Raw genomic sequence first — 19,315 nt, 5'->3', positions numbered from 1 at the left:
GCTCAGCCCAGCGGCAGTTCGTGCACCGCCGGGGCGCCCTCGGTCGCGGAGACCGTGGTCTGCGTCCAGACCGCCGCCACCTCTTCCGAGACGTCCGCGTACAGCGGGTCCTTGCTGTCGATCACCAGCATCAGCCGGTGTCCTTCGGGGATGTCGTACGCGGCGGCCTGCAGCTTCCAGCGGACCTGCCGGTCCTGTCCGGGCGTCAGGTCCTCGACGTTCAGCGGCTCGTGGGTGATGATCCGGGCCGTCCCGTCCTCGGCCAGGTCGAAGAGGTGCGCGACCAGGGTCGCCGCGCCGACCGTCGACCGGACGGCCAGCCGCAGCTCGGGAACGCCGCGCACCCGGCGGCCCGCGGTGCCGCCGGCCGGTCCCGTCAGCGGCTCCGTCGTCCACACCAGGGCGTGGGTGCGGTCGATCTTCCGGGTGTCGTAGGTCTTCGGGTTGCCGGACCACTCCGCCCTGCCGGTCTCCATGATCTTGTCCATCGCGGTGGCCTCGGTGTCCACGCCCGCGATGAACGACCGCTCCCAGACGGTCTCCGCGTCGGCGCCGGGCGGGGCGTCGACCGGGACGAGTCCGCCGTCCGTGCCGCCCGCGCCGCCGCCGGTCAGGGCGAGCGGCTCGGTGCGGGTGGTGACCCCGGCCCAGTCGGCGTGGGTCTCGCGCCGGGCCGGTTCGACGATCTCGTTCTCCCCCGTCGGCTGCCCGGTCCCGGGGTCGCGCACCGGCACGGTGGTGTACGTGAACATGACCTGGTTGCTGACGGCGGGCCAGTCCTCCACGCCGTTGCGCTCGCCCTTGAGGTGGTGGTCGAGCCACTGGTACGCCTCGCGCATCGGGATGTTGACGTCGCCGGGCGTGGCGGGCGGCGCGACCAGGCCGCGCCCCTCGGGCACGGCGTGGTCGCCGATCCACATGTTGAGCCGCTTGGGCACGGTCAGCGCGTTGAAGGTCTCCAGGACCTGGTTGACCGGGAACAGGCCCTCGTGCCAGGTGTGGGAGAAGAAGGTCGGCGTGCCCTTCTCGTTGGTCTCCGTGAGATACGACTGGGGCGCGCGCCGGGTGCCCCACGCGACCACCTCCGCCATGTCGCGGCCCGCCAGGAACTTCTCCAGGATCGCGCGGGTGGGCTCGTCGAACTTGTCCTCGACCTTGCCGCCGGTGACCCTGAGCAGCGTCCTGACGGCCTCGACGTGGCGCACGCCGTTGTCGTAGAGGCTCGTGGCCAGGTTGCCCCAGGTGCTGAGGGCCACAACCGCCTGCACCCGGTCGTCGTGGGCGGCGACCAGCTGGCTGATGCCGGAGCCGTAGGACTCGCCGAGGAAGCCGATCGCGCTGGGGCCGAAGCCGTCGACCGCGTAGTCGACGACGGCCGAGCCGTCCGCCCAGTCGCGTGGCCCGGCGACGTCGATGTGGCCCGGCGAGGTGGAGGGCAGGCCGTCGATGCCGAGGCCACGGGGTGTGTAGGCGACGACGTGGTAGCCCCTGGCGGCCAGGGTCAGATAGGCGTACATGAACAGCGCCCAGCCCAGGGGCTGCCAGCCGGCCGGCATGACGACCAGCGGGTGGGGGCCGGGCGCGAGCTGACGGAGGGTGAAGGCGGAGAGCCGGATGCCGTCCTCGGTCTCGATGCGCGGGAAGCCCGGCAGGGCGAGTCCGCGCACCCGGCCGACGAGTTCGGCGAGTCCGGCGGGCAGCAGGTCCGTCCTGGTCTCGTCCTCCAGGGCGGCGGCCAGCGTCTGGCCGAGCCTGGCGGCATCGGGGTCGAGGGTGCCGTCGGCGGCCCAAAGGCCGCGGGCGGCGATCCGTGCGACATCGGCCTCGGTCACGGCTTCGCTGATGAACGAGCTGAAGGTGTTGTCCTCGGGCACGTGCACCCGTTCCTCTCGTCTGGTCCGGCGGTTCCGTGCGCGCGGTCCACGGTCACCGGTCACCCGGACGCGGTGTGTCCGCCATGCGGACGGCGGCGCACGGTCAGCAAGCCTGGCCCATTGCGGACAGAGCCACCAGAGAGCACATGAAGGGCGCGTGAGACATCCAACCGGGGCAGGGACGACACCAGCTGCCCGGTTTCACACGTTTGGAACGGCTCCGGCCCGCTACCGCACGGCTCCGGGGACGGCGGGCGCGGGCGCAGCGGCCGGTTCCGGCGGTCGTACGACGAGCAGCGCGGCCACGTCGTCGTCGAGCCCCGCCGCGCCGTACGCGGCGAGGTCGCGGTGCAGCAGCGGCAGGACCCGCTCCGCCGGCTCCCCCGCCCAGGCGGCCAGGCGTTCCTCGAGCGGATAGAAGTCGCCGTCCCCGTCACGTGTCTCGCTCACGCCGTCGGTGAAGAGCAGCAGCCGGTCCCCCGGCCCGAACGGCACCTCCTCGACGCGGTGCCGGGAGGCGTACAGGCCGGCCAGGTTGACCGGCAGGGACGGGTCGGCGAGGGTGACCGGCTGCACCCGGTCGCCGTGCTGGACCAGCGGGGCGGGATGCCCGCAGCTGAGGAGGCGCACGACGTCCTCGTCGTCGGGGAGTTCGAGCAGCAGCACGGTGGCGAAGCGTTCGGCGGCGTCGGAGTCCGGGTCCCAGGCCCCGTACTGCTGCAGGCCCTCTTCGAGCCGGTCGGCGAGTCCGGCCAGGTCGCGCGCCTCGGTCACGGAGGCGCGGTAGGACCCGAGCAGCACCGAGGCGGTCTCGACCGCGCCGAGGCCCTTGCCCTGGACGTCGCCGAGCATGACGCGGACGGCGCCGGGGACCCGTACCGCCTCGTAGAAGTCGCCGCCGATCCGGGCCTTGGCGGCGGCGGAGACGTACAGCAGGTGCAGTTCGACCCGGCCGAGCCGGGGTGCCAGCGGGCGCAGCAGCACCCGCTGGACGACCTCGGCGACGGCGGTCACCTCGCTCAGGTCGCGCTCGTAGCGCGTGCGGACCTGGCTCACCCAGACGGCGGCGGCGATGACGGCGCCGAGGACCAGTTCGGCGCCGATGACGTCGGTGGCGGCGTCGCCCTGCACGAGGCCGAGGACCAGCCGCAGCACCATGGCGAGCACCCCGATGACGAGGGTGCCGCGCACGCCCCAGGTGATGGCGGCGAGTGCGGGGCCGATGACGAGGAGGCGGTCGAAGTGCTGGCCCTGCGAGGTGATGAGGTCGGCGAGGACCACGAGGGCGAGGGCCAGCAGGGGCAGCGCGAGACCGAGGGTGAACTGGGTGCGCGTTCCCGTCGTGGCGGGAACGCGGTGACCACCGGAAGGCATTTCAGGATCGTACGTTCGGGGCCGGGGCGGACCCTGGCGTTACGACGTCACGGGCGTGTCCGGCCTTCCGGTCCGCGCGGGGCAGGGACAGCGTGGCCGGGACCGCGAGCGCCGCGACGGCGGCGAGGGCGGGCAGTGCGGCGCCGGAGGCGAGGAGCAGGCTCGCGAGCGCCACGCCGAGGACGGGGCCGGTGTTCATCGCGGTCTGCTGGAGGCCGCCCGCGACTCCCGCGTGCTCCTCGGGGGCGCGGTGGACGACGACGGAGGTCGCCGTGACCATGACGGCCCCGAACCCGGCGCCGATCAGCGCGGCGGCGGAGCCCGTCGCGAGTCCGGAGCCGGTGACCTCCGGCCGGGCGAGCAGCAGCACGCCGGCGGCCAGCAGCACGGCTCCGCCCGTGGCGGTGGTCCGCGCGCCGACACGCCTGGCGAGGACGGCGCTGAGGGGCGCGCCGGCGATCATCAGCAGCGCGAGCGGCACCATCCGCACCGCGGTCGGCAGCGGGCCCAGCCCGAGGGAGTCCTGGAACAGGTACGTGGCCGTGAACAGCGTGCCGGAGAGGGCGGCGGAGACGGCGAGCAGGGCGCCGAGACCGGCGGTGACCGGACCGGGGCGCAGCATCTCCGGCGGCAGCAGGGGCCGCGGGACGCGCCGCTCGTGCCGGAGGAAGGCGGTGGCGGCGACCGTGGCGACGGCGAGGGCGGGCACGGTTCCGGCGGCCGGCCCGTGGGCGAGCCCCTGGACGAGGGCGGCGAGTGCGAGGGCGAGCAGAGCGGCGCCGGACAGGTCGAGCGCGCGCAGCGCGGCCCGGACGGACGGGAGACGCGCGGTTCCCCTGCGCGCCGCACGTGCGCCTCCGGGCTCCTCCCTCCGCCGGCCGTCCGGCCGGCTGCCCGGCATCCGACCCCGCGGCACCCGGTCCTGGGCCCCCTTGCCCTCCGTCCGCGTCCCCGCCGTCCGGCCGGGCTCGGGGACGGCGAGGCAGAGCAGGGCGACGGCCAGGGTGGGCACGACGCCGATGAGGAAGACCGCGCGCCAGCCGTACGCGTCCACCAGTACGCCGCCCGCCAGCGGTCCGGCCGCGGCGGCGAGCCCGATGGCGCTCGTGCGCACGGCGACGGGCATGCCGAGCCGCTCCGGCGGATAGGCGCCGCGCAGCATCCCCAGCGTGGCGGGCTGGAGCAGCGCGCCGGTCACGCCCTGGACCACGCGCAGGGCGACGACCCAGCCGATCCCGGGCGCGGCGGCGATACCGGCGGACGCGAGCGCGAAGCCGATGCAGCCGAGGGCGAAGACCCGCCGGTGGCCGTAGCGGTCGCCGAGCCGTCCGGCGAAGACCAGCAGGCTGGCGACCGCCACCAGGTATCCCGTGCTGGTCCACTGCACCTGGCCGGTGTCCGCCCCGAGGTCCCGCTGGAGCACGGGCTGGGCGATGGTCAGGACGGTGCCGTCGAGGGCGACGACGGAGGCGCCGACGACGCTGCACGTGAGGGCCACCCGGCGGCCCGGGCGGCCGGTCACCGGCGGACCTCCGCGGTTCCGAGGTGGGCGTCGAGCGCGGCGGCGAGGACCGGCGTGACGTCGTCCGTGCCGGTCGCGAGCCGGAGGCTGCCCCAGCGCCGGAGCTGGGCGATGCCGTGGAGGTTGGCCCAGAGGGCGCCGGCGGTGACGGCGGGCTCGGCGGTGCCGGGACGGGCCCTGGCGACCAGCTCGGCGAGGTGGCCGAAGAGCGGGAGGCTCGTGTCCCGCAGGCCGAGCCGGCCGCTCTCCAGGAGGTCGTGGCGGAACATCAGCTCGTACATCCCGCCACGGCCCTCCGCGAAGTCGAGGTAGACGCGGGCCAGGGCCTCGATCCGAGCGCGGGGCTCGTCCTCGCTCACCGCTGCCACCCGCGCGCCGAGCTCGCGGAAGCCCTCGCGGGCGATGGCGGAGAGCAGGTCGAGGTGGGTCGGGAAGTGTCGGCGGGGCGCGCCGTGGGACACACCGGCGCGGCGGGCGATCTCGCGGAGCGAGAGGGCCTGGACGCCTTCGGCGTCGACGAGCTCGACGCCGGTGCGGACGAGCCGTTCGCGCAGGCCTTCCCCGGGTGCGGGCACGGGTTCTTCGGAGACGGTTTCTTCAGGCATGGATTCTGTCTACCCGATCTTCGTAGACAGTGTCTACCACTCCTGACCAGTTTCGTAGACAGCGTCTACGAAGATCGCCCCGGCCGTCCGCTACACTGGACGGCAGCGAAGGGGAGTAGCCCTGCGAACCGGTCGTCGACACACTGGAGCCCTCGGGTTCCCGGTGACCGGGTCCGCGTGAAGCGCGGGCGGGCGAGACCTTCGGCCAGGCAGTACCGCCACGTCCGCGTTCCGTGGGCGTGGTCCGTCATGCCGGGCCGAGTGGTCCTCCCGTCGCCCACCGAGGCGCCGTGTCGGTCCCGGGCCCGGTCCGAGCAGAGAGCCTCCCGGTTATGCATCTCGACCCCTTGGCGATCGTCACCGCCTTCGGGCTGATCTTCCTCGCCGAGCTTCCCGACAAGACGATGTTCGCGTCCCTGGCCATGGGCACGCGCATGCGTCCGCTGTACGTGTGGTTCGGCACCGCGACGGCCTTCGCCGTGCACGTCGCCATCGCGGTCGGCGCCGGCAGCCTGCTCGGCCTGCTGCCCGGCTGGACCGTCAAGCTCGCCTCGGCCCTCATGTTCGGCTTCGGCGCCTTCGTGCTGCTGCGCGGCGGCGGGGACGACGAGAACGAGGAGGACGCCGGCGGCAGGACCGTGACCGGCTTCTGGCCCGTCTACTCCACCGCCTTCATGGCCGTGTTCATCAGCGAGTGGGGTGACCTGACCCAGATCACCACGGCCAACCTGGCCGCCACCAACGGCACCTGGTCGACCGCCGTCGGCTCCGCCGCCGCCCTGATGACCGTCTCGGCTCTCGCGCTGGTCGCGGGCCGGTTCATCGCGAAGAAGGTGCCGCTGAAGACGGTGCAGCGGATCGGCGGCGTGTGCATGGCCGCGCTCGCCGTCTGGTCACTCGCCGAGATCGTCACCGGCTGACACGCGGCCGGCCCCGCGCCGCCCTTCGTGATCCGCCGCGGCGAAAGCGCGCCGTCACCTCTCCGGCAGCGGTGGGCGATCTCTTGCTGAAGGTGTGAATCACTGCTTCACTTCTTCCATGCCCTATCGACGCACGCCCGCGGTCCAGGCCCGTCTCGACGCACAGCGCACCGCTGTCGTCGAGGCGGGCCTCGGCCTGCTGGCCGAGCACGGCTACGCCGGCTGCACCGTGGCCGCCGTCGCCGCGCGGGCGGGAATCGCCACCGGAAGCGTCTACCGCCACTTCCCCAGCAAGGCGGAGCTCTCCGTCGAGCTGTTCCGGACGGTCGTCCGGCGTGAGGTGGCCGCCGTCTCCGAGGCCGCCGCGCTCGACACGCACCGGACGGCCGCCGACCGGGTCGTGGCGGTCATCGAGACCTTCGCCGGCCGCGCCCTCAGGGCGCCGCGCCTCGCCTACGCGCTGCTGGCCGAGCCGGTCGACCCGGCCGTCGACGCCGAACGGCTCGTCTTCCGCCGCGCGTTCCGCGACGTCTTCGCCGAGCGGATCGCGGCCGGCGTGCGGGACGGCGAACTGCCTCCCCAGGACGCCGTCCTGACCGCCTCCGCACTCGTCGGCGCGGGCGCGGAGGCGCTGATCGGCCCTCTGACTGTCGGGTCCCCGGGGCCCGGCACCGTCCCCGCACTGGTCACCTTCACCCTGCGAGCTCTGGGAGTTCCCGATGCCGACCACGCATGAGGTCACCAACCAGGTTCCGCCGCTCACCGGCTACGACGTCTCGGCCGACCCGGCGCTCCTCGAGGCGCTGCGGCGCGAGGGCGCCGGCTGGGCGGAGAGCGAGGTCCGCGAGCTGGGGGTGCGGGCGGGGAACGCCGAGGCCCAGGAGTGGGGGCGGCTCGCCGAGCGCCACTCCCCCGTGCTGCACACCCACGACCGGTACGGCCACCGGATCGACGAGGTCGAGTTCCACCCGTACTGGCACGAGCTGATGGGCGTCGCCGTCCGGCACGGCCTGCACGCGGCGCCGTGGGCCGACGGGCGGCCGGGTGCCCATGTGGCGCGCGCCGCGAAGGTGTTCGTGTGGGGTCAGGCCGACGCGGGCCACCTGTGCCCGGTCTCGATGACGTACGCGGCCGTGCCGGCGCTGCGCGTCGAGCCGGAGCTGGCCGCCGTGTACGAGCCGCTGCTGACCTCTCCCGACTACGACTTCGGACTGCGGGTCCCGACGGACAAGCGCGGGATCATCGCCGGGATGTCGATGACCGAGAAGCAGGGCGGTTCTGACGTCAGGGCCAACACGACGCGCGCGGTGCCCACGGGCGAGCCCGGCACGTACGCGCTGACCGGACACAAGTGGTTCACCTCGGCACCCATGTCGGACGTCTTCCTGACCCTCGCGCAGGCGCCCGGCGGGCTCTCCTGCTTCCTGGTGCCGCGCGTGCTGCCCGACGGCTCGCGCAACGCCATCCGGCTCCAGCGCCTGAAGGACAAGCTGGGCAACAAGTCCAACGCCTCCGGCGAGATCGAGTACGAGGGCGCCCTCGGCCGGCTCGTCGGCGAGGAAGGCCGGGGCGTCGCCACCATCATCCGCATGGTGAACATGACCCGCCTGGACTGCGCGATCAGCTCCGCGTCCGGGATGCGGCTCGGCCTGGTGCAGGCCGTCCACCACACGACCCACCGCAGCGCCTTCGGCGCCCGGCTCGTCGACCAGCCGCTGATGACCAACGTCCTCGCCGACCTGGCCGTCGAGGCGGAGGCCGCGACGATCGCCGCGATGCGCCTCGCCGGCGCGGTGGACCGGGCGGCGGCCGGTGACCCCGAGGAGGAGCAGCTGCGCCGCCTGGGCCTCGCCGTCACCAAGTACTGGGTGTGCAAGCGGGCTCCCGCCCACGCCGCCGAGGCCCTGGAGTGCCTGGGCGGCAACGGCTACGTCGAGGACTCGGGGCTGCCCCGGCTCTACCGGGAGTCGCCGCTGCCGTCCATCTGGGAGGGCTCGGGCAACGTGGCCGCGCTCGACGTGCTGCGCGCGATGGCCAAGCAGCCCGCCGCCGTGGAGGCCTTCTTCGCCGAGGTGGACCGGGCGGCCGGCGCCGACCGCAGGCTGGACGCGGCCGTATCCCGGCTGCGCAAGGAACTCGCCGAACTGGGCGACCCGACGGCCCTTCAGTACCGGGCCCGCCGACTGGTCGAGCACCTCGCGCTGGTCCTCCAGGGCTCCCTGCTCGTCCGCCACGGCCACCCGGCGGTCGCCGACGCCTTCTGCGCCTCGCGTCTGGACGGCGACTGGGGCATCGCCTTCGGCACCCTGCCGGCCGGTGTGGACACCACGTCGATCATCGAACGCGGCGCGCCCCTGACGACCGGGGCGTAGTCGCCACGGTCTGACCGTTCGTCCGGCGAGAAGCCACCTCGTCATGCGAGCCTGGTTCCTGACGTCATCGCTCGAAGCAGGACGGAGACGGAGGCCCGGGTGAGCGCGGAAGCCACGCACGACGAGGTCCGGGCGGCGCTGGAGCGGGGTGCGGAGAAGGTCGCGCCGCAGGTGATCGCCTGGCGGCGGCACCTGCACCGGTACCCGGAGCTGTCCAACCGGGAGGAGCGGACGGCGGCGTTCGTCGCGGAGCACCTGCGCTCCCTCGGTCTCGACGAGGTCCGCACCGGCATCGCCGGCCACGGAGTGGTGGGCGTGCTCAGGGGCGGACGGCCGGGGCCGCGGACGATCGCCCTGCGCGCGGACATCGACGCGCTCCCGGTCAAGGACCTCTGCGGGACCGACTTCGCGTCGGAGACGGTGGACGCCGACTACCCGGGCGGCCCGTTCCCCGTCTCCCACGCGTGCGGGCACGACTGCCACACCGCGATGCTGATGGGCGCGGCCACCGTGCTCGCCGGGGCGCGCGAAGGGCTGCCCGGAACCGTCCTGTTCGTGTTCCAGCCGGCCGAGGAGGGCCCCCCGGTCGGCGAGACCGGCGGGGCGCTGGCCATGGTCGAGGCGGGCGCCTTCGCCGGTCCGGTCCCGAGCATGGTGTTCGGCATGCACGTGACGCCGTACCCGAAGGGATACGTCGGCTACCGGGCCGGTAACCAGTACGCGGCCTCCACGCTGGTCCGCATCGTCGTCACGGGCCGGCAGGTGCACGGCTCCACGCCCTGGCAGGGCGTCGACCCGATGCCGGCGGCGGGCGCCGTGCTCACGGGAATCGGCCAGATCTACCGCCAGGTGTCCGCCTTCGACCCGGTCACCGTCACCATCGGGCACGTCGAGGACGTCGGCCGGTTCAACATCATCGGCCAGACCGTCACGCTGTGGGGCACGATCCGCTGCGCCGTCGAGTCCGGCATGGCGGACGTGCAGCGGCGTCTGACGGCGCTGGCCGAGCACACGGCGGCCGCCTACGGCGCCACGGCCGCCGTGGACTTCCTCCAGCCGGTGCCGCCGGTGCACAACACCGCGGAGTGGGTGGAGGCGGGACTGCCGACGCTGCGGCGGGTGGTGGGCGCGGACCGGGTCGTCGAGACCGGCGCGACGCTCGGCTACGACGACGTGTCGGAGTTCGTGAACCGCTTCGGCGGTCTCTACGTGACGCTGGGCGTCCAGGACGCGAGCCTGGACGAGGCCGGGCGGCCGGTCCCGGCGCCCGGCGGCCGGGGTCTGGTCACCAACCACAACCCGCACTTCTACGCGGACGACGACACCCTGGTGACCGGTGTGCGGCTGCACGCGCACGTGGCGTACGACCATCTGACGGGTGCGCTCACCACGGACTGACCGAAAAGCACCGGGCCCCGCCCGCCCGCGCTTCACTCGTTCGTGAATTCTCCCCGTGCCGCCCGTCGTCCGTGATCACGCTGAGGGTCATGACGTCGGAGAACGGACAGACGAACGGACATCGGGGCCGGGACGACCAGGCGGTGCTGCTGGTCGCGGGGCTCGCGGACCTGGCGGTGAGCACGCTGGGTTCGGCAGTGGGCACGGTACGGGGGCTGTTACGCCGCTCGGACGCCGTGCAGCTGGTCGAGGAGGCCGAGCGGGACCTGGTGGCGCGCGGGCGGCTCGCGCTCGACCGCCACGCGGCGCTGCCGCCGGCCCATCTGGAGGTGCTCGCCCGGCACGTCCTCGCCACACGGTCCCGTGCCGATGACTGAGGCCTGGGAGCCCGCCGCGTTCAAGGCCCGGGTCGACGAGGTGCTGCGCGGGTTCGTGGCCGAGGAGGCCGACCGGCTCGTGGACGTCGACCCGGCGCTCGGGCCGGTGGCCGAGCAGCTGGAGGCGGCCGTGGCGCGCGGCAAGCGGCTGCGGGCGGCGTTCTGTTACTGGGGCTGGCGGGGCGGCGGGCAGCCGGACAGCGACGCCCTGCTGCGCGCGGCGGCGTCCATGGAGCTGGTCCACGCGGCCGCGGTGGTGCACGACGACCTCATCGACGACAGTCCGCTGCGGCACGGACGGCCCACCGCGCACCGGGCGCTGCGTTCCGCCGTGCCGGACCACCCGCGGTCCGGCGCCGCGGCCCGGTCCCTCGCGATGCTCGTCGGGGACCTGCTGATGTCGCTGGCCGGGCAGCTGTTCGTGACCAGCGGACTGCCCGCGGCCTACCTCGCCCGGGCGCGCCCGCTGTGGGCGGCGCTCGCGCGGGAGCTGGTGGCGGGCGAGTGCCTGGAGATCCTGCGCACGGGCGCGGCCCCGGACACGACGGCCTCGCTCAAGGTGATCCGCTACAAGACCGCCAAGTACACCGTGGAGCAGCCCCTGCTGATCGGCGGCACGCTGGCCGGGGCCGCGTCCCGCCTGGGCGCGGGCTACTCGGCGTACGGGCTGCCCCTCGGCGAGGCGTTCCAGCTGCGGGACGACCTGCTCGGCCTGTTCGGCGACCCGGCGCGTACGGGCAAGGCCACCTGCGACGACCTGCGGGGGCACCGGCCGACCGCGCTCCTCGCGGAGACCTGGCGGGTCGCGGACGCCGCCCAGCGCGAGCGGCTGGGCTCGCTCCTGGGCCGGGACGGCACCGATCCCGAAGAGGTGCGCGCGCTGATGCGGAGCCTGCGGACTCCGGAACGCGTGGAACACATGATCGCCGCCCGGGTCGAGGAGGCACTGGACGCGCTCGACGGTCTCGACGCGCCGCCCACGGCCGTCGCCGCCCTCACCTCCCTGGCCCACTCCGCTTCGGCCCGCCAGTCCTGACCCCTGTACGAGGAGCCCGCATGATCCCCACGGAGGCGTCGATGGACGCCCTGCGCCAGGCCGGCGACGAACTCGCCGACGCCACGGTCGCCACCCTCTTCGAGCGCGGGGAGGTCGGCACCTTCAACACCCTGATGCGTTACGTCTCCACGTCCGGCGCCCCGCTGCCGGACGGACTGCCCGACGTGGCCCGGGAGTACCTGCGGGTGACCGCCGCCCCGCCGAGCTGGGTCGACTGGGGCGAGATGGAGAAGGCCCGGCTGTTCTTCGCCGACAACGACGTGCACATCACCACGGCCCTGTCCTTCGCCGCCATGCCCGCCTGCTACCTCGTGCCGCACGTGGCGAAGCTGCTGGCGACGACGCACGGGCTGAAGTACCCGGCCAAGCGGATGGCGGAGACCGGCCAGTTCACGCTGTACCTGATGCGGCCTGACGCCTTCGAGGCGGGCGGCCGGTTCGTGCCGGCCGCGCAGAAGGTGCGGCTGCTGCACGCCTCCATCCGCCACCACCTGAAGCGGGAGGACCGCTGGGACGGTGCCGCGCTGGGAGTGCCGATCTGCCAGGAGGACATGATCGGCGGGCAGATGTTCTTCTCGATGCTGGTCCTGGACAGTCTGCACCGCCTGGGCATCCACATGTCCGTGGAGGGCGCGGAGGCCTACCTGTACGCGTGGCGGGTGGTCGGCGCGATGCTCGGCGTCGACCAGGAGGCGGTGCCGAAGGACCTCGACGAGGCGCGCCGGTTCCTGGACCTGTACATGATCCGCCACATGGGTCCCTCCGAGGACGGGGCCCTCCTCACCCGGCAGCTGGTCGAGCTGTACGAGGAGGTCGTGCCCGGTACCTTCTTCGACCCGATCGTGTCCGCGCTGATCCGCCATCTGGTGGGCGACACGTGCGCGGACTGGCTGGAGGTCGCCCGCACGCCGTGGGACACCGTCGTCAAGGCGGTGCCGCACCTGCTCGGCGTCCTGGAGACCGTCGAGGACCGCTCGCCGCTCGGCGCCTGGCTCCTGGACCGGCTCGGCCATCTCACCACGGTGTTCGAACTGTCCTCGCTCACGCGGGGGCGGGTCATGCACTACGCGATCCCGGAGCACCTCAAGAAGGACTACGGCGTGTCCTCGACGGTGTCGCCCAAGCGCCGGTGGAGCCCGCCGCCGGCCGTCCTGACTGATTAGCTCTCGTCCCGGGGCCCGCCCTCGGGTTTGTCGTCCCGGGTCTCGTCCCCGGCCGGTCCGGGCCGGTGCCGGAGGGCACCGACGTACACGCCCGCGAGGATCAGCGGTGTGCCCAGGAGCAGGGAGGCGGTGAGGGGTTCGTCGTCCAGCCAGGCCGACACGACGATGGTGACGACGGGGACGACGACGAAGACGTACGCGGCCCGGGACGCGTCCCAGCGGTGCACGACGAACAGGAAGAGCACGAAGGTGAGGACGGAGCCGGCGATCACCAGGTAGGCCAGGGCCCACCAGGTGGCGGCCCGGTCGGGAAGGCGCCAGGTGTCGCCGACCGCGGCGGAGCCGGCGAAGAGGAGGACGGACGCGGCGGTCATGCCGACGGCGTTCATGGTGACGGGGTGGACCTTCGGCAGCCGCCTGACGAGGACCGTCGCCTGGGCGAAGGAGAGCACGGAGCCGAGGATCGCCAGGAGCGAGAGCACGGGCACCGACTCGCTGAGCGGGGCGCGGGAGATGACCGCCACGCCCGCCGTGGCGAGGACGGTGCCCACGGCGGCCGCGAGCCGGAACCGTTCGAGGCCCTGGGCGACGGCGAGCAGGAGGGTGGCGAGCGGGGTCAGGGAGAGGATCGTCTGGCCGAATCCCGCGTGGATGCGGACGAGCGCGTAGTAGGCCAGGGCGAACGTGACACCGAACTCGAGGACGCCGAAGAGGACGGCGCCCGCCAGGGCCCGGCCGCGCGGGAAGGGCATCCGGCGCACGGCCATGAGGGCGAGCAGGACGAGGGAGGCGGCGCCGAAGCGGAGGGCGGCGCCCCAGAGGGGGTCGAGTTCTCGGTTGCTGAAGCGGACGCCGACCGCGTTGCCGCCCGCGAGCACCGCGGCGGCGACGAACGCGGCGAGCGTCAGCCGGTCTTCGGCGCGCTGCACCGCCTCACCGTAGCCGCGACGCCTGCGCGGGTCCGGCCGGGACACGCGCCGCCGTCCCGTTCGCCGTGGCCGGTCCGACGGCCGGGGCGGGGCGGGCCCGAGTTGCGTGACGCCCGGCACGCGCAAGGCTGGGGGTATCCGTCCGCGCACCCCGCAGGGAGACACGATGCAGGAGCCCGCACCTCACGACCTCGGCGCCCTCGTCGAGGAGCACCTGGCGAACGCCCGCACCGACGCGCACGGCCGCAGCGCCCACATCCTGGTGCACGACGGGGTGCTGCGGCAGAGCGTGATCGCCCTGATCGCGGGCATGTCGCTCGACGAGCACAACGCCCCGCCGGCGGCGAGCCTGCAGGTCCTGCGCGGCCGGGTGGAGCTGACGGCCTCCGGGCGGACCCAGGAGCTGGCGGCCGGCCAGCTCCAGATGATCCCGAAGGAACGTCACGGCCTCACCGCGCTCGAGGACGCCGTCGTCCTGCTGACGGCCGTCAACGACTGAGCCGGCCGTCCGCCAGGCGGCGCCGCGATCCGCCGGGCAGGCCCCTGGCCGTTCAGCGCTCCGGTGTGACGAGCACCAGCGGCGTGCCGTGGCACGGCGTCAGACGCAGGGCGCCGTGCCGGTGGACGGCCGGGGGCGCGGCCAGGACCGCCGCGAAGTCGGGGCCCTTGGTGAGGGAGCCCGCGAGGCGGGCCGGGTCGGTGGAGGCGGCGACGCGGCCCCGGGCGTTCACCAGCCGGGCGGGGACGGGCAGTTCCTGGAGCACCGGCAGCACGGCCGCCTCGAAGTGGCGCAGGTAGACGTCGGCCGCGGCGACCCCGACGAAGACGCCGTCGACGTGGACGGGAGCGGAGAGCGTCAGGCCGTACTCGTCGGAGCACAGGTAGTCGACGTAGGGCCCGGCGACGGCCCGCCGGCCGGTCTCGCGGGGCAGCTCGTACCAGTCCCAGTGGGTGTAGTCGGAGTACGCGGAGTGCTCCGGGTCGAGGTCGACGTGCAGCGGCCGGACGGCGCCGTCGGGGCCGCGCTGCCACCACTCCAGCCAGGCCGGGACGTCCGCGAGGAGTCCGGGCGCGGCGACGAAGCCGATGCCGGAGACGAGACCGGCGAGGGACCCCGGGGCGCCGGGGTCGGCCGGGGCGCCGGCCCCCAGGCGGTGGTGAAGCGCGGGGCGGAGCGCGACGAGGTCGGCGCGGACCGGGTTCCGGCCGTCGGCGGCCACCCGGGTGAGCAGGGCCGCGGTGTCGGCGGCGGTGGCGGCGACGGCGGCGAAGACGCCTTCGAGAGTGGCGCGGACGCGCTCCGAGACGGCGTCGGCGGGCACACCGGCCGCCTGCGGGGCTCCCTCGGGTCCGGCCGACGTTCGGGAAGCCGTTCCGGCAGCCGTGCCGGCGGGCGGTCCGCCCGGTGTGCGTGCGGCCGGACCGCCGGACGTCCGTGCGGTAGGGCCGGTCGCGGCCTCCGACGTGGGGTCCGGCGGGTCAGCCGGTGCTCCGGCGGGGCGGGCGAGCCCGGTGGTCCTGGCCATCGGTGTCCTCCTCGGGACGCGGCTCGGGTGCGCGCGTGGGGGGCGCGAGCCGCAGGGCGACCAGTCGGCCCACGGACTCGCGTACGCACTGCTCGGCCAGCATTCTGGCCCGCTCGTCGGCCTCATCCTGCACGGCGGAGATCACGGAGCGGTGACGATCCGCCACGCTTTCCCGATACGCGGGCTCGTCGAGGACGAGGACGAGCAGGGCGCCCAACTCGGCCTGGAGGGCGACCTCCTCGCGGGTGAGCCGGGCGGACTGGGCCGCGGCGGCGAGTTCGACGTGGAAGCGGCCGTAGAGCCTGCTGCGCGCGGCGGGGTCCTCGGCGCGGGCGAACTCGTCGACCGTGCGGGTGAGCTGACGCAGGTCGCCGGGCTGGGTGCGCTGGGCGGCGAGCAGCGCCGCTGCCCCGGAGACGGCGGCCCAGTGGTCGCCGAGGTCGCGCAGTTCCTCGGTGGACCAGTCGGCGAGCCGGGCCCGCAGCCGGTCCTCCGCCGGCCCTTCGGGGGCGGTCACGAAGCTGCCGCCGCCGCGGCCGCGGCGGGTGGTGACGAGCCCCTGCTGGCGCAGGGCCATCAGGGCCTCCCGCAGGGTGACCGTGGAGACACCGAGCTGTCCGGCGAGCTCGGTCTCGCCGGGCAGCTGCTCGCCGTCGGCGAGGAGGCCGAGCTCGATGGCGTCGCCGAGCCGGCGCACCACGGTGTCGACCCGGGCCCGGGTGTCGACAGGGGTGAACACGGCACTGCGGGCGCTCCCCTGCGCGCCCGAGCCCTGTCTGCCGTCTGGCCTCACGCTGCACCACCTCACGCGTTGACTCAGCCTTTACCTTACGGGGGCCTTGAGATTTGAACTATGACTTCATATGTTTACGCGCACTCGCAGAACGCTCCTCAGCACCAGAAAGGTTCCCGCCCATGGAGGGAATGGCGATCCGGCTCTCAGGACTGCGCAAGAGCTACGGCCGGACCGAGGCCGTGGCCGGGGTGGACCTGGAGATAGCCGACGGCGAGTTCTTCTCGATGCTCGGCCCGTCCGGCTCCGGGAAGACCACCGTCCTGCGGATGATCGCCGGGTTCGAGACCCCGACCGCCGGCACGGTGGAACTCGCCGGCGAGGACGTCACCCGGCTGGCGCCCTTCGAGCGCGACGTGCACACCGTGTTCCAGGACTACGCGCTGTTCCCTCACATGACGGTCGAACAGAACGTGGCGTACGGACTGAAGGTGCGCGGCGTCCCCAAGGCCGAGCGCCTGGTGCGGGCCCGCGCGGCCCTCGCCCAGGTGCGCCTGGAGGGCTACGGCCGGCGCCGCCCGGCCGAGCTGTCCGGCGGTCAGCGTCAGCGCGTCGCCCTGGCCCGCGCCCTCGTCGGCCGGCCGCGGGTGCTGCTCCTGGACGAACCGCTCGGCGCGCTCGACCTCAAGCTGCGCGAGCAGATGCAGGTCGAACTCAAGGCGATCCAGCGCCAGGTCGGCATCACCTTCGTGTTCGTCACCCACGACCAGGAGGAGGCGCTGACGATGAGCGACCGGATCGCCGTCTTCCACCAGGGCCGGATCGAGCAGGTCGGCTCGCCCGCCGAGATCTACGAGCGCCCCGCCACCGCCTTCGTCGCCGGGTTCGTCGGCACCTCCAACCTGCTGAGCGGCGACACCGCACGGGCCGTGGTCGGCGCCTCCGGCACGTACAGCATCCGGCCGGAGAAGATCCGCGTCGTGGCGGACCCCGCGGCGCCGGCCGAGGCGGGGCACATGAGCGCCGCCGGCACCGTGGCCGAGGTGGTCTACCTGGGCGACGCCACGCGCTTCCTGGTGGACCTCGACACCGGCGGCCGGCTCACCGCCGTGCAGCAGAACCTCGAGACCTCCTCCGCCGACCTCGCCGCCTTCCGGGGCGCGCGGGTGGGGCTCCGCTGGCACCCGTCGCACGCGGTGGCCGTCCCCACGGGCCCGTGACCTCCTCCGTACCGCCCGTTCCGCACGACTCCCCGCACCAGTACGTCGCCATCGCTCCCCCGTACCGCTCCCCCTCACCGCTCCCTCACGCAAACGGAGATCACACGTGCGTCTGCACCGCTCGCTCCTGACGGCCGCCGCCGTCTCCGGTCTGCTGCTCGTCACGGCCTGCGGCTCGGCCGACCAGGCCGGGTCCGGAAAGTCCGGCGGGCTCAACCCGCCCGCCCTCAAGGCGCCGACGTCCCTCGGCGCCCCCGAGGGACAGGTCAATCTGATCGCCTGGGCCGGCTACGTCGAGGACGGCTCCAACGACCCCGAGGTCGACTGGGTGTCCGGCTTCGAGAAGCTGACCGGCTGCCAGGTCAACTCGAAGACGGCCGCCACCTCCGACGAGATGGTGGCGCTGATGAAGACCGGCGAGTACGACGCCGTCTCCGCCTCCGGGGACGCCTCGCTGCGGCTGATCGCCTCCGGTGACGCCGCCCCGGTGAACACCGCCCTCGTCCCCAGCTACGCGGACGTGTTCTCCGGCCTGAAGAACCAGGAGTGGAACTCCGTCAAGGGCGTCTCCTACGGCATCCCGCACGGCCGCGGCGCCAACCTCCTCATGTACGACACCGCCAAGGTCACCCCCGCGCCCGACTCGTGGTCGGCGGTCTTCGACGGCGCCTCGGCCCACAGCGGCAAGGTCACCGCCTACGACTCCCCGATCTACATCGCCGACGCCGCACTCTACCTCGGCGCGACCAGGCCCGAGCTCGGCATCAAGAACCCGTACGCGCTCGACCAGAAGCAGTTCGACGCCTCCGTCGCGCTCCTCAAGGCGCAGAACGCCCACGTGGGCGAGTACTGGAGCGACTACCTGAAGGAGATCTCCGCCTTCAAGAGCGGCGACTCCGTCGTCGGCACCAGCTGGCAGGTCATCGCGAACCTGGCCAAGGCCGAGGGCGCCAAGGTCGAGGCGGTGCTCCCGAAGGAGGGCGCCACCGGCTGGTCCGACACCTGGATGGTGTCCGCCAAGGCCAAGCACCCCACCTGCGCCTACAAGTGGCTGGACTGGATCGTCTCGCCGAAGACCAACGCCCAGGTCGCCGAGTACTTCGGCGAGGCCCCCGCCAACGCCAAGTCCTGCGCCGAGACCGCCGCGAAGGACCACTGCGCGACCTTCCACGCGAGCGACGAGTCCTACTGGAAGCGGGTCCGCTTCTGGACCACGCCCATCGAGCAGTGCCTCGACGGCCGCAAGGACGTCACCTGCGTCCCGTACGCCAAGTGGGTGCAGGCCTGGAACGAGATCAAGGGCTGACCCGTCGCATGACCTCGCTCTCCCCCGTCACGCGGGCCGCCGGCACCGACCGGGCACCCGGTCCGGTCCGGCGGCTCGCCGGGGCCCTGCACAAGCGGCCCCGCGTCCGGCTCGCGGCGCTGCTCACCGCGCCGCTGCTGTGGCTCGTGCTCGCCTATCTGGGCTCGCTGGCCGCCCTGTTCCTGTCCGCCTTCTGGACCACCGACTCCTTCACCTCCGAGGTCGTCCGGGTCTGGTCGGGCCGGAACTTCCAGGAGCTCGTGAGCTCCCCGGTCTACCGGACGGTCGCCCTGCGCACGGTCGGCGTCGCGCTCGCCGTCACCGTCCTGTGCGCCGTCATCGCCTTCCCCCTCGCCTTCTACACCGCCCGGGTCGCGAGCCCGCGCCGCCGGCCGCTGCTCGTGGTCGCGATCCTCACCCCGCTGTGGGCCAGCTACCTCGTCAAGGTGTACGCGTGGCGGCTGATCCTCTCCGAGGGCGGACCGCTCGACTGGGCGCTGAAGCCGCTGGGTCTGAGCGGTCCGGGCTACGGGCTCACCGCCACCGTCCTGGTGCTGACGTACCTGTGGCTGCCGTACATGATCCTCCCGATCCACACGGCACTCGAACAGCTCCCGGACAACCTGCTGCACGCCTCGGCCGACCTCGGGGCGCGGGCCGGGCGGACGTTCGTCGCGGTGGTGCTCCCGCTGGTGTGGCCGGCGGTCGCGGCCGGGTCGGTCTTCACCTTCTCGCTCAGCCTGGGCGACTACATCACCGTGCAGATCGTCGGCGGCAAGACCCAGCTGATCGGCAACCTCGTCTACTCCAACGTCACCCTCAACCTGCCGCTCGCCGCCGCGCTCGGCACGGTGCCGGTGGCCGTCATCGTGCTCTATCTGCTCGCGGTGCGCCGCACCGGGGCACTGCGCAGCCTGTGACCGGCCCCAGCCGCCCGTG

18 protein-coding genes are annotated in these 19,315 nt (G+C 73.7%); 11 read left to right on the top strand and 7 right to left on the bottom strand.

What is annotated here, in order from left to right:
- Positions 1–2: 2 nt before the first annotated feature.
- The 4 genes from ACFVGS_RS20140 to ACFVGS_RS20125 all read right to left on the bottom strand — a co-directional run bounded on the left by ACFVGS_RS20140 (position 3) and on the right by ACFVGS_RS20125 (position 5,375).
- A complete protein-coding gene (locus tag ACFVGS_RS20140) occupies positions 3–1,874 on the bottom strand; it encodes an alpha/beta fold hydrolase (RefSeq protein WP_385693225.1) in 1,872 nt (623 codons plus the stop codon).
- A gap of 228 nt (positions 1,875–2,102) precedes the next feature.
- Positions 2,103–3,248 (bottom strand): PP2C family protein-serine/threonine phosphatase, encoded by a 1,146-nt coding sequence (locus tag ACFVGS_RS20135; RefSeq protein WP_385693224.1) that lies wholly within the window; start codon positions 3,246–3,248, stop codon positions 2,103–2,105.
- 1 nt (position 3,249) lies between these two features.
- Positions 3,250–4,770 carry an MFS transporter gene (locus tag ACFVGS_RS20130; RefSeq protein ID WP_385693223.1) on the bottom strand — a complete coding sequence of 507 codons (1,521 nt, stop codon included), beginning with the start codon at positions 4,768–4,770 and terminating at the stop codon, positions 3,250–3,252.
- Complete coding sequence (locus tag ACFVGS_RS20125; protein ID WP_385693222.1) at positions 4,767–5,375, bottom strand: TetR/AcrR family transcriptional regulator; 609 nt, start codon at positions 5,373–5,375, stop codon at positions 4,767–4,769. The genes ACFVGS_RS20130 and ACFVGS_RS20125 overlap by 4 nt, the downstream gene beginning before the upstream one ends.
- A gap of 332 nt (positions 5,376–5,707) precedes the next feature.
- On the opposite strand from ACFVGS_RS20125, the gene ACFVGS_RS20120 reads away from it, so the two are divergent.
- From ACFVGS_RS20120 to ACFVGS_RS20090, 7 genes are all read left to right on the top strand, one after another.
- The gene (locus tag ACFVGS_RS20120) at positions 5,708–6,295 is read left to right on the top strand and encodes a TMEM165/GDT1 family protein (protein WP_384406770.1); all 588 of its coding nucleotides are present in this window, start codon (positions 5,708–5,710) and stop codon (positions 6,293–6,295) included.
- Positions 6,296–6,413: 118 nt separating this feature from the next.
- The gene (locus ACFVGS_RS20115) at positions 6,414–7,031 is read left to right on the top strand and encodes a TetR/AcrR family transcriptional regulator (protein WP_385693221.1); all 618 of its coding nucleotides are present in this window, start codon (positions 6,414–6,416) and stop codon (positions 7,029–7,031) included.
- Positions 7,015–8,667 carry an acyl-CoA dehydrogenase family protein gene (locus ACFVGS_RS20110; RefSeq protein WP_385693220.1) on the top strand — a complete coding sequence of 551 codons (1,653 nt, stop codon included), beginning with the start codon at positions 7,015–7,017 and terminating at the stop codon, positions 8,665–8,667. Before ACFVGS_RS20115 ends, ACFVGS_RS20110 begins: the two co-directional genes overlap by 17 nt.
- A gap of 99 nt (positions 8,668–8,766) precedes the next feature.
- The gene (locus ACFVGS_RS20105) at positions 8,767–10,065 is read left to right on the top strand and encodes an amidohydrolase (protein WP_385693219.1); all 1,299 of its coding nucleotides are present in this window, start codon (positions 8,767–8,769) and stop codon (positions 10,063–10,065) included.
- A gap of 89 nt (positions 10,066–10,154) precedes the next feature.
- Complete coding sequence (locus ACFVGS_RS20100; protein ID WP_385693218.1) at positions 10,155–10,442, top strand: polyprenyl synthetase; 288 nt, start codon at positions 10,155–10,157, stop codon at positions 10,440–10,442.
- Positions 10,435–11,478 (top strand): polyprenyl synthetase family protein, encoded by a 1,044-nt coding sequence (locus ACFVGS_RS20095; protein WP_385693217.1) that lies wholly within the window; start codon positions 10,435–10,437, stop codon positions 11,476–11,478. The genes ACFVGS_RS20100 and ACFVGS_RS20095 overlap by 8 nt, the downstream gene beginning before the upstream one ends.
- Before the next feature lie 20 nt (positions 11,479–11,498).
- Positions 11,499–12,662 carry an oxygenase MpaB family protein gene (locus tag ACFVGS_RS20090; RefSeq protein ID WP_385693216.1) on the top strand — a complete coding sequence of 388 codons (1,164 nt, stop codon included), beginning with the start codon at positions 11,499–11,501 and terminating at the stop codon, positions 12,660–12,662.
- Here the strand turns inward: ACFVGS_RS20090 and ACFVGS_RS20085 are convergent.
- Positions 12,659–13,591 (bottom strand): DMT family transporter, encoded by a 933-nt coding sequence (locus ACFVGS_RS20085; protein WP_384406784.1) that lies wholly within the window; start codon positions 13,589–13,591, stop codon positions 12,659–12,661. The two genes, ACFVGS_RS20090 and ACFVGS_RS20085, sit on opposite strands and share 4 nt — an antisense overlap.
- A gap of 166 nt (positions 13,592–13,757) precedes the next feature.
- Here ACFVGS_RS20085 and ACFVGS_RS20080 point away from each other — a divergent pair, with 166 nt between their 5' ends.
- Positions 13,758–14,090, top strand: coding sequence for a cupin (locus ACFVGS_RS20080; protein ID WP_384406786.1), 333 nt, complete (start codon positions 13,758–13,760; stop codon positions 14,088–14,090).
- A gap of 52 nt (positions 14,091–14,142) precedes the next feature.
- Here the strand turns inward: ACFVGS_RS20080 and ACFVGS_RS20075 are convergent, their stop codons facing one another.
- Positions 14,143–14,913, bottom strand: coding sequence for a cache domain-containing protein (locus ACFVGS_RS20075; protein WP_384406787.1), 771 nt, complete (start codon positions 14,911–14,913; stop codon positions 14,143–14,145).
- A gap of 157 nt (positions 14,914–15,070) precedes the next feature.
- Positions 15,071–15,856, bottom strand: coding sequence for a FadR/GntR family transcriptional regulator (locus ACFVGS_RS20070; protein ID WP_385693215.1), 786 nt, complete (start codon positions 15,854–15,856; stop codon positions 15,071–15,073).
- Between the two features lie 176 nt (positions 15,857–16,032).
- Between ACFVGS_RS20070 and ACFVGS_RS20065 the strand changes: the two genes are divergently transcribed.
- The 3 genes from ACFVGS_RS20065 (at position 16,033) to ACFVGS_RS20055 (ending at position 19,296) form a co-directional block, all read left to right on the top strand.
- Entirely contained in the window at positions 16,033–17,070 is a 1,038-nt protein-coding gene (locus tag ACFVGS_RS20065; protein WP_385693214.1) for an ABC transporter ATP-binding protein, read from the top strand.
- 106 nt (positions 17,071–17,176) lie between these two features.
- On the top strand, positions 17,177–18,376 hold the full coding sequence (locus ACFVGS_RS20060) for an ABC transporter substrate-binding protein (protein WP_384406793.1): 1,200 nt from the start codon (positions 17,177–17,179) through the stop codon (positions 18,374–18,376).
- Positions 18,377–18,384: 8 nt separating this feature from the next.
- Positions 18,385–19,296, top strand: a complete 912-nt coding sequence (locus ACFVGS_RS20055; protein ID WP_385693213.1) for an ABC transporter permease — start codon at positions 18,385–18,387, stop codon at positions 19,294–19,296.
- The last annotated feature ends 19 nt before the right edge of the window (positions 19,297–19,315 follow it).

It is taken from the genome of Streptomyces sp. NPDC127114, from assembly GCF_042677525.1.
GTDB lineage: Bacteria > Actinomycetota > Actinomycetes > Streptomycetales > Streptomycetaceae > Streptomyces.
The sequence above is the reverse complement of the archived record's forward strand: the minus strand, read 5'-3'. Positions and strand labels throughout refer to the sequence as shown.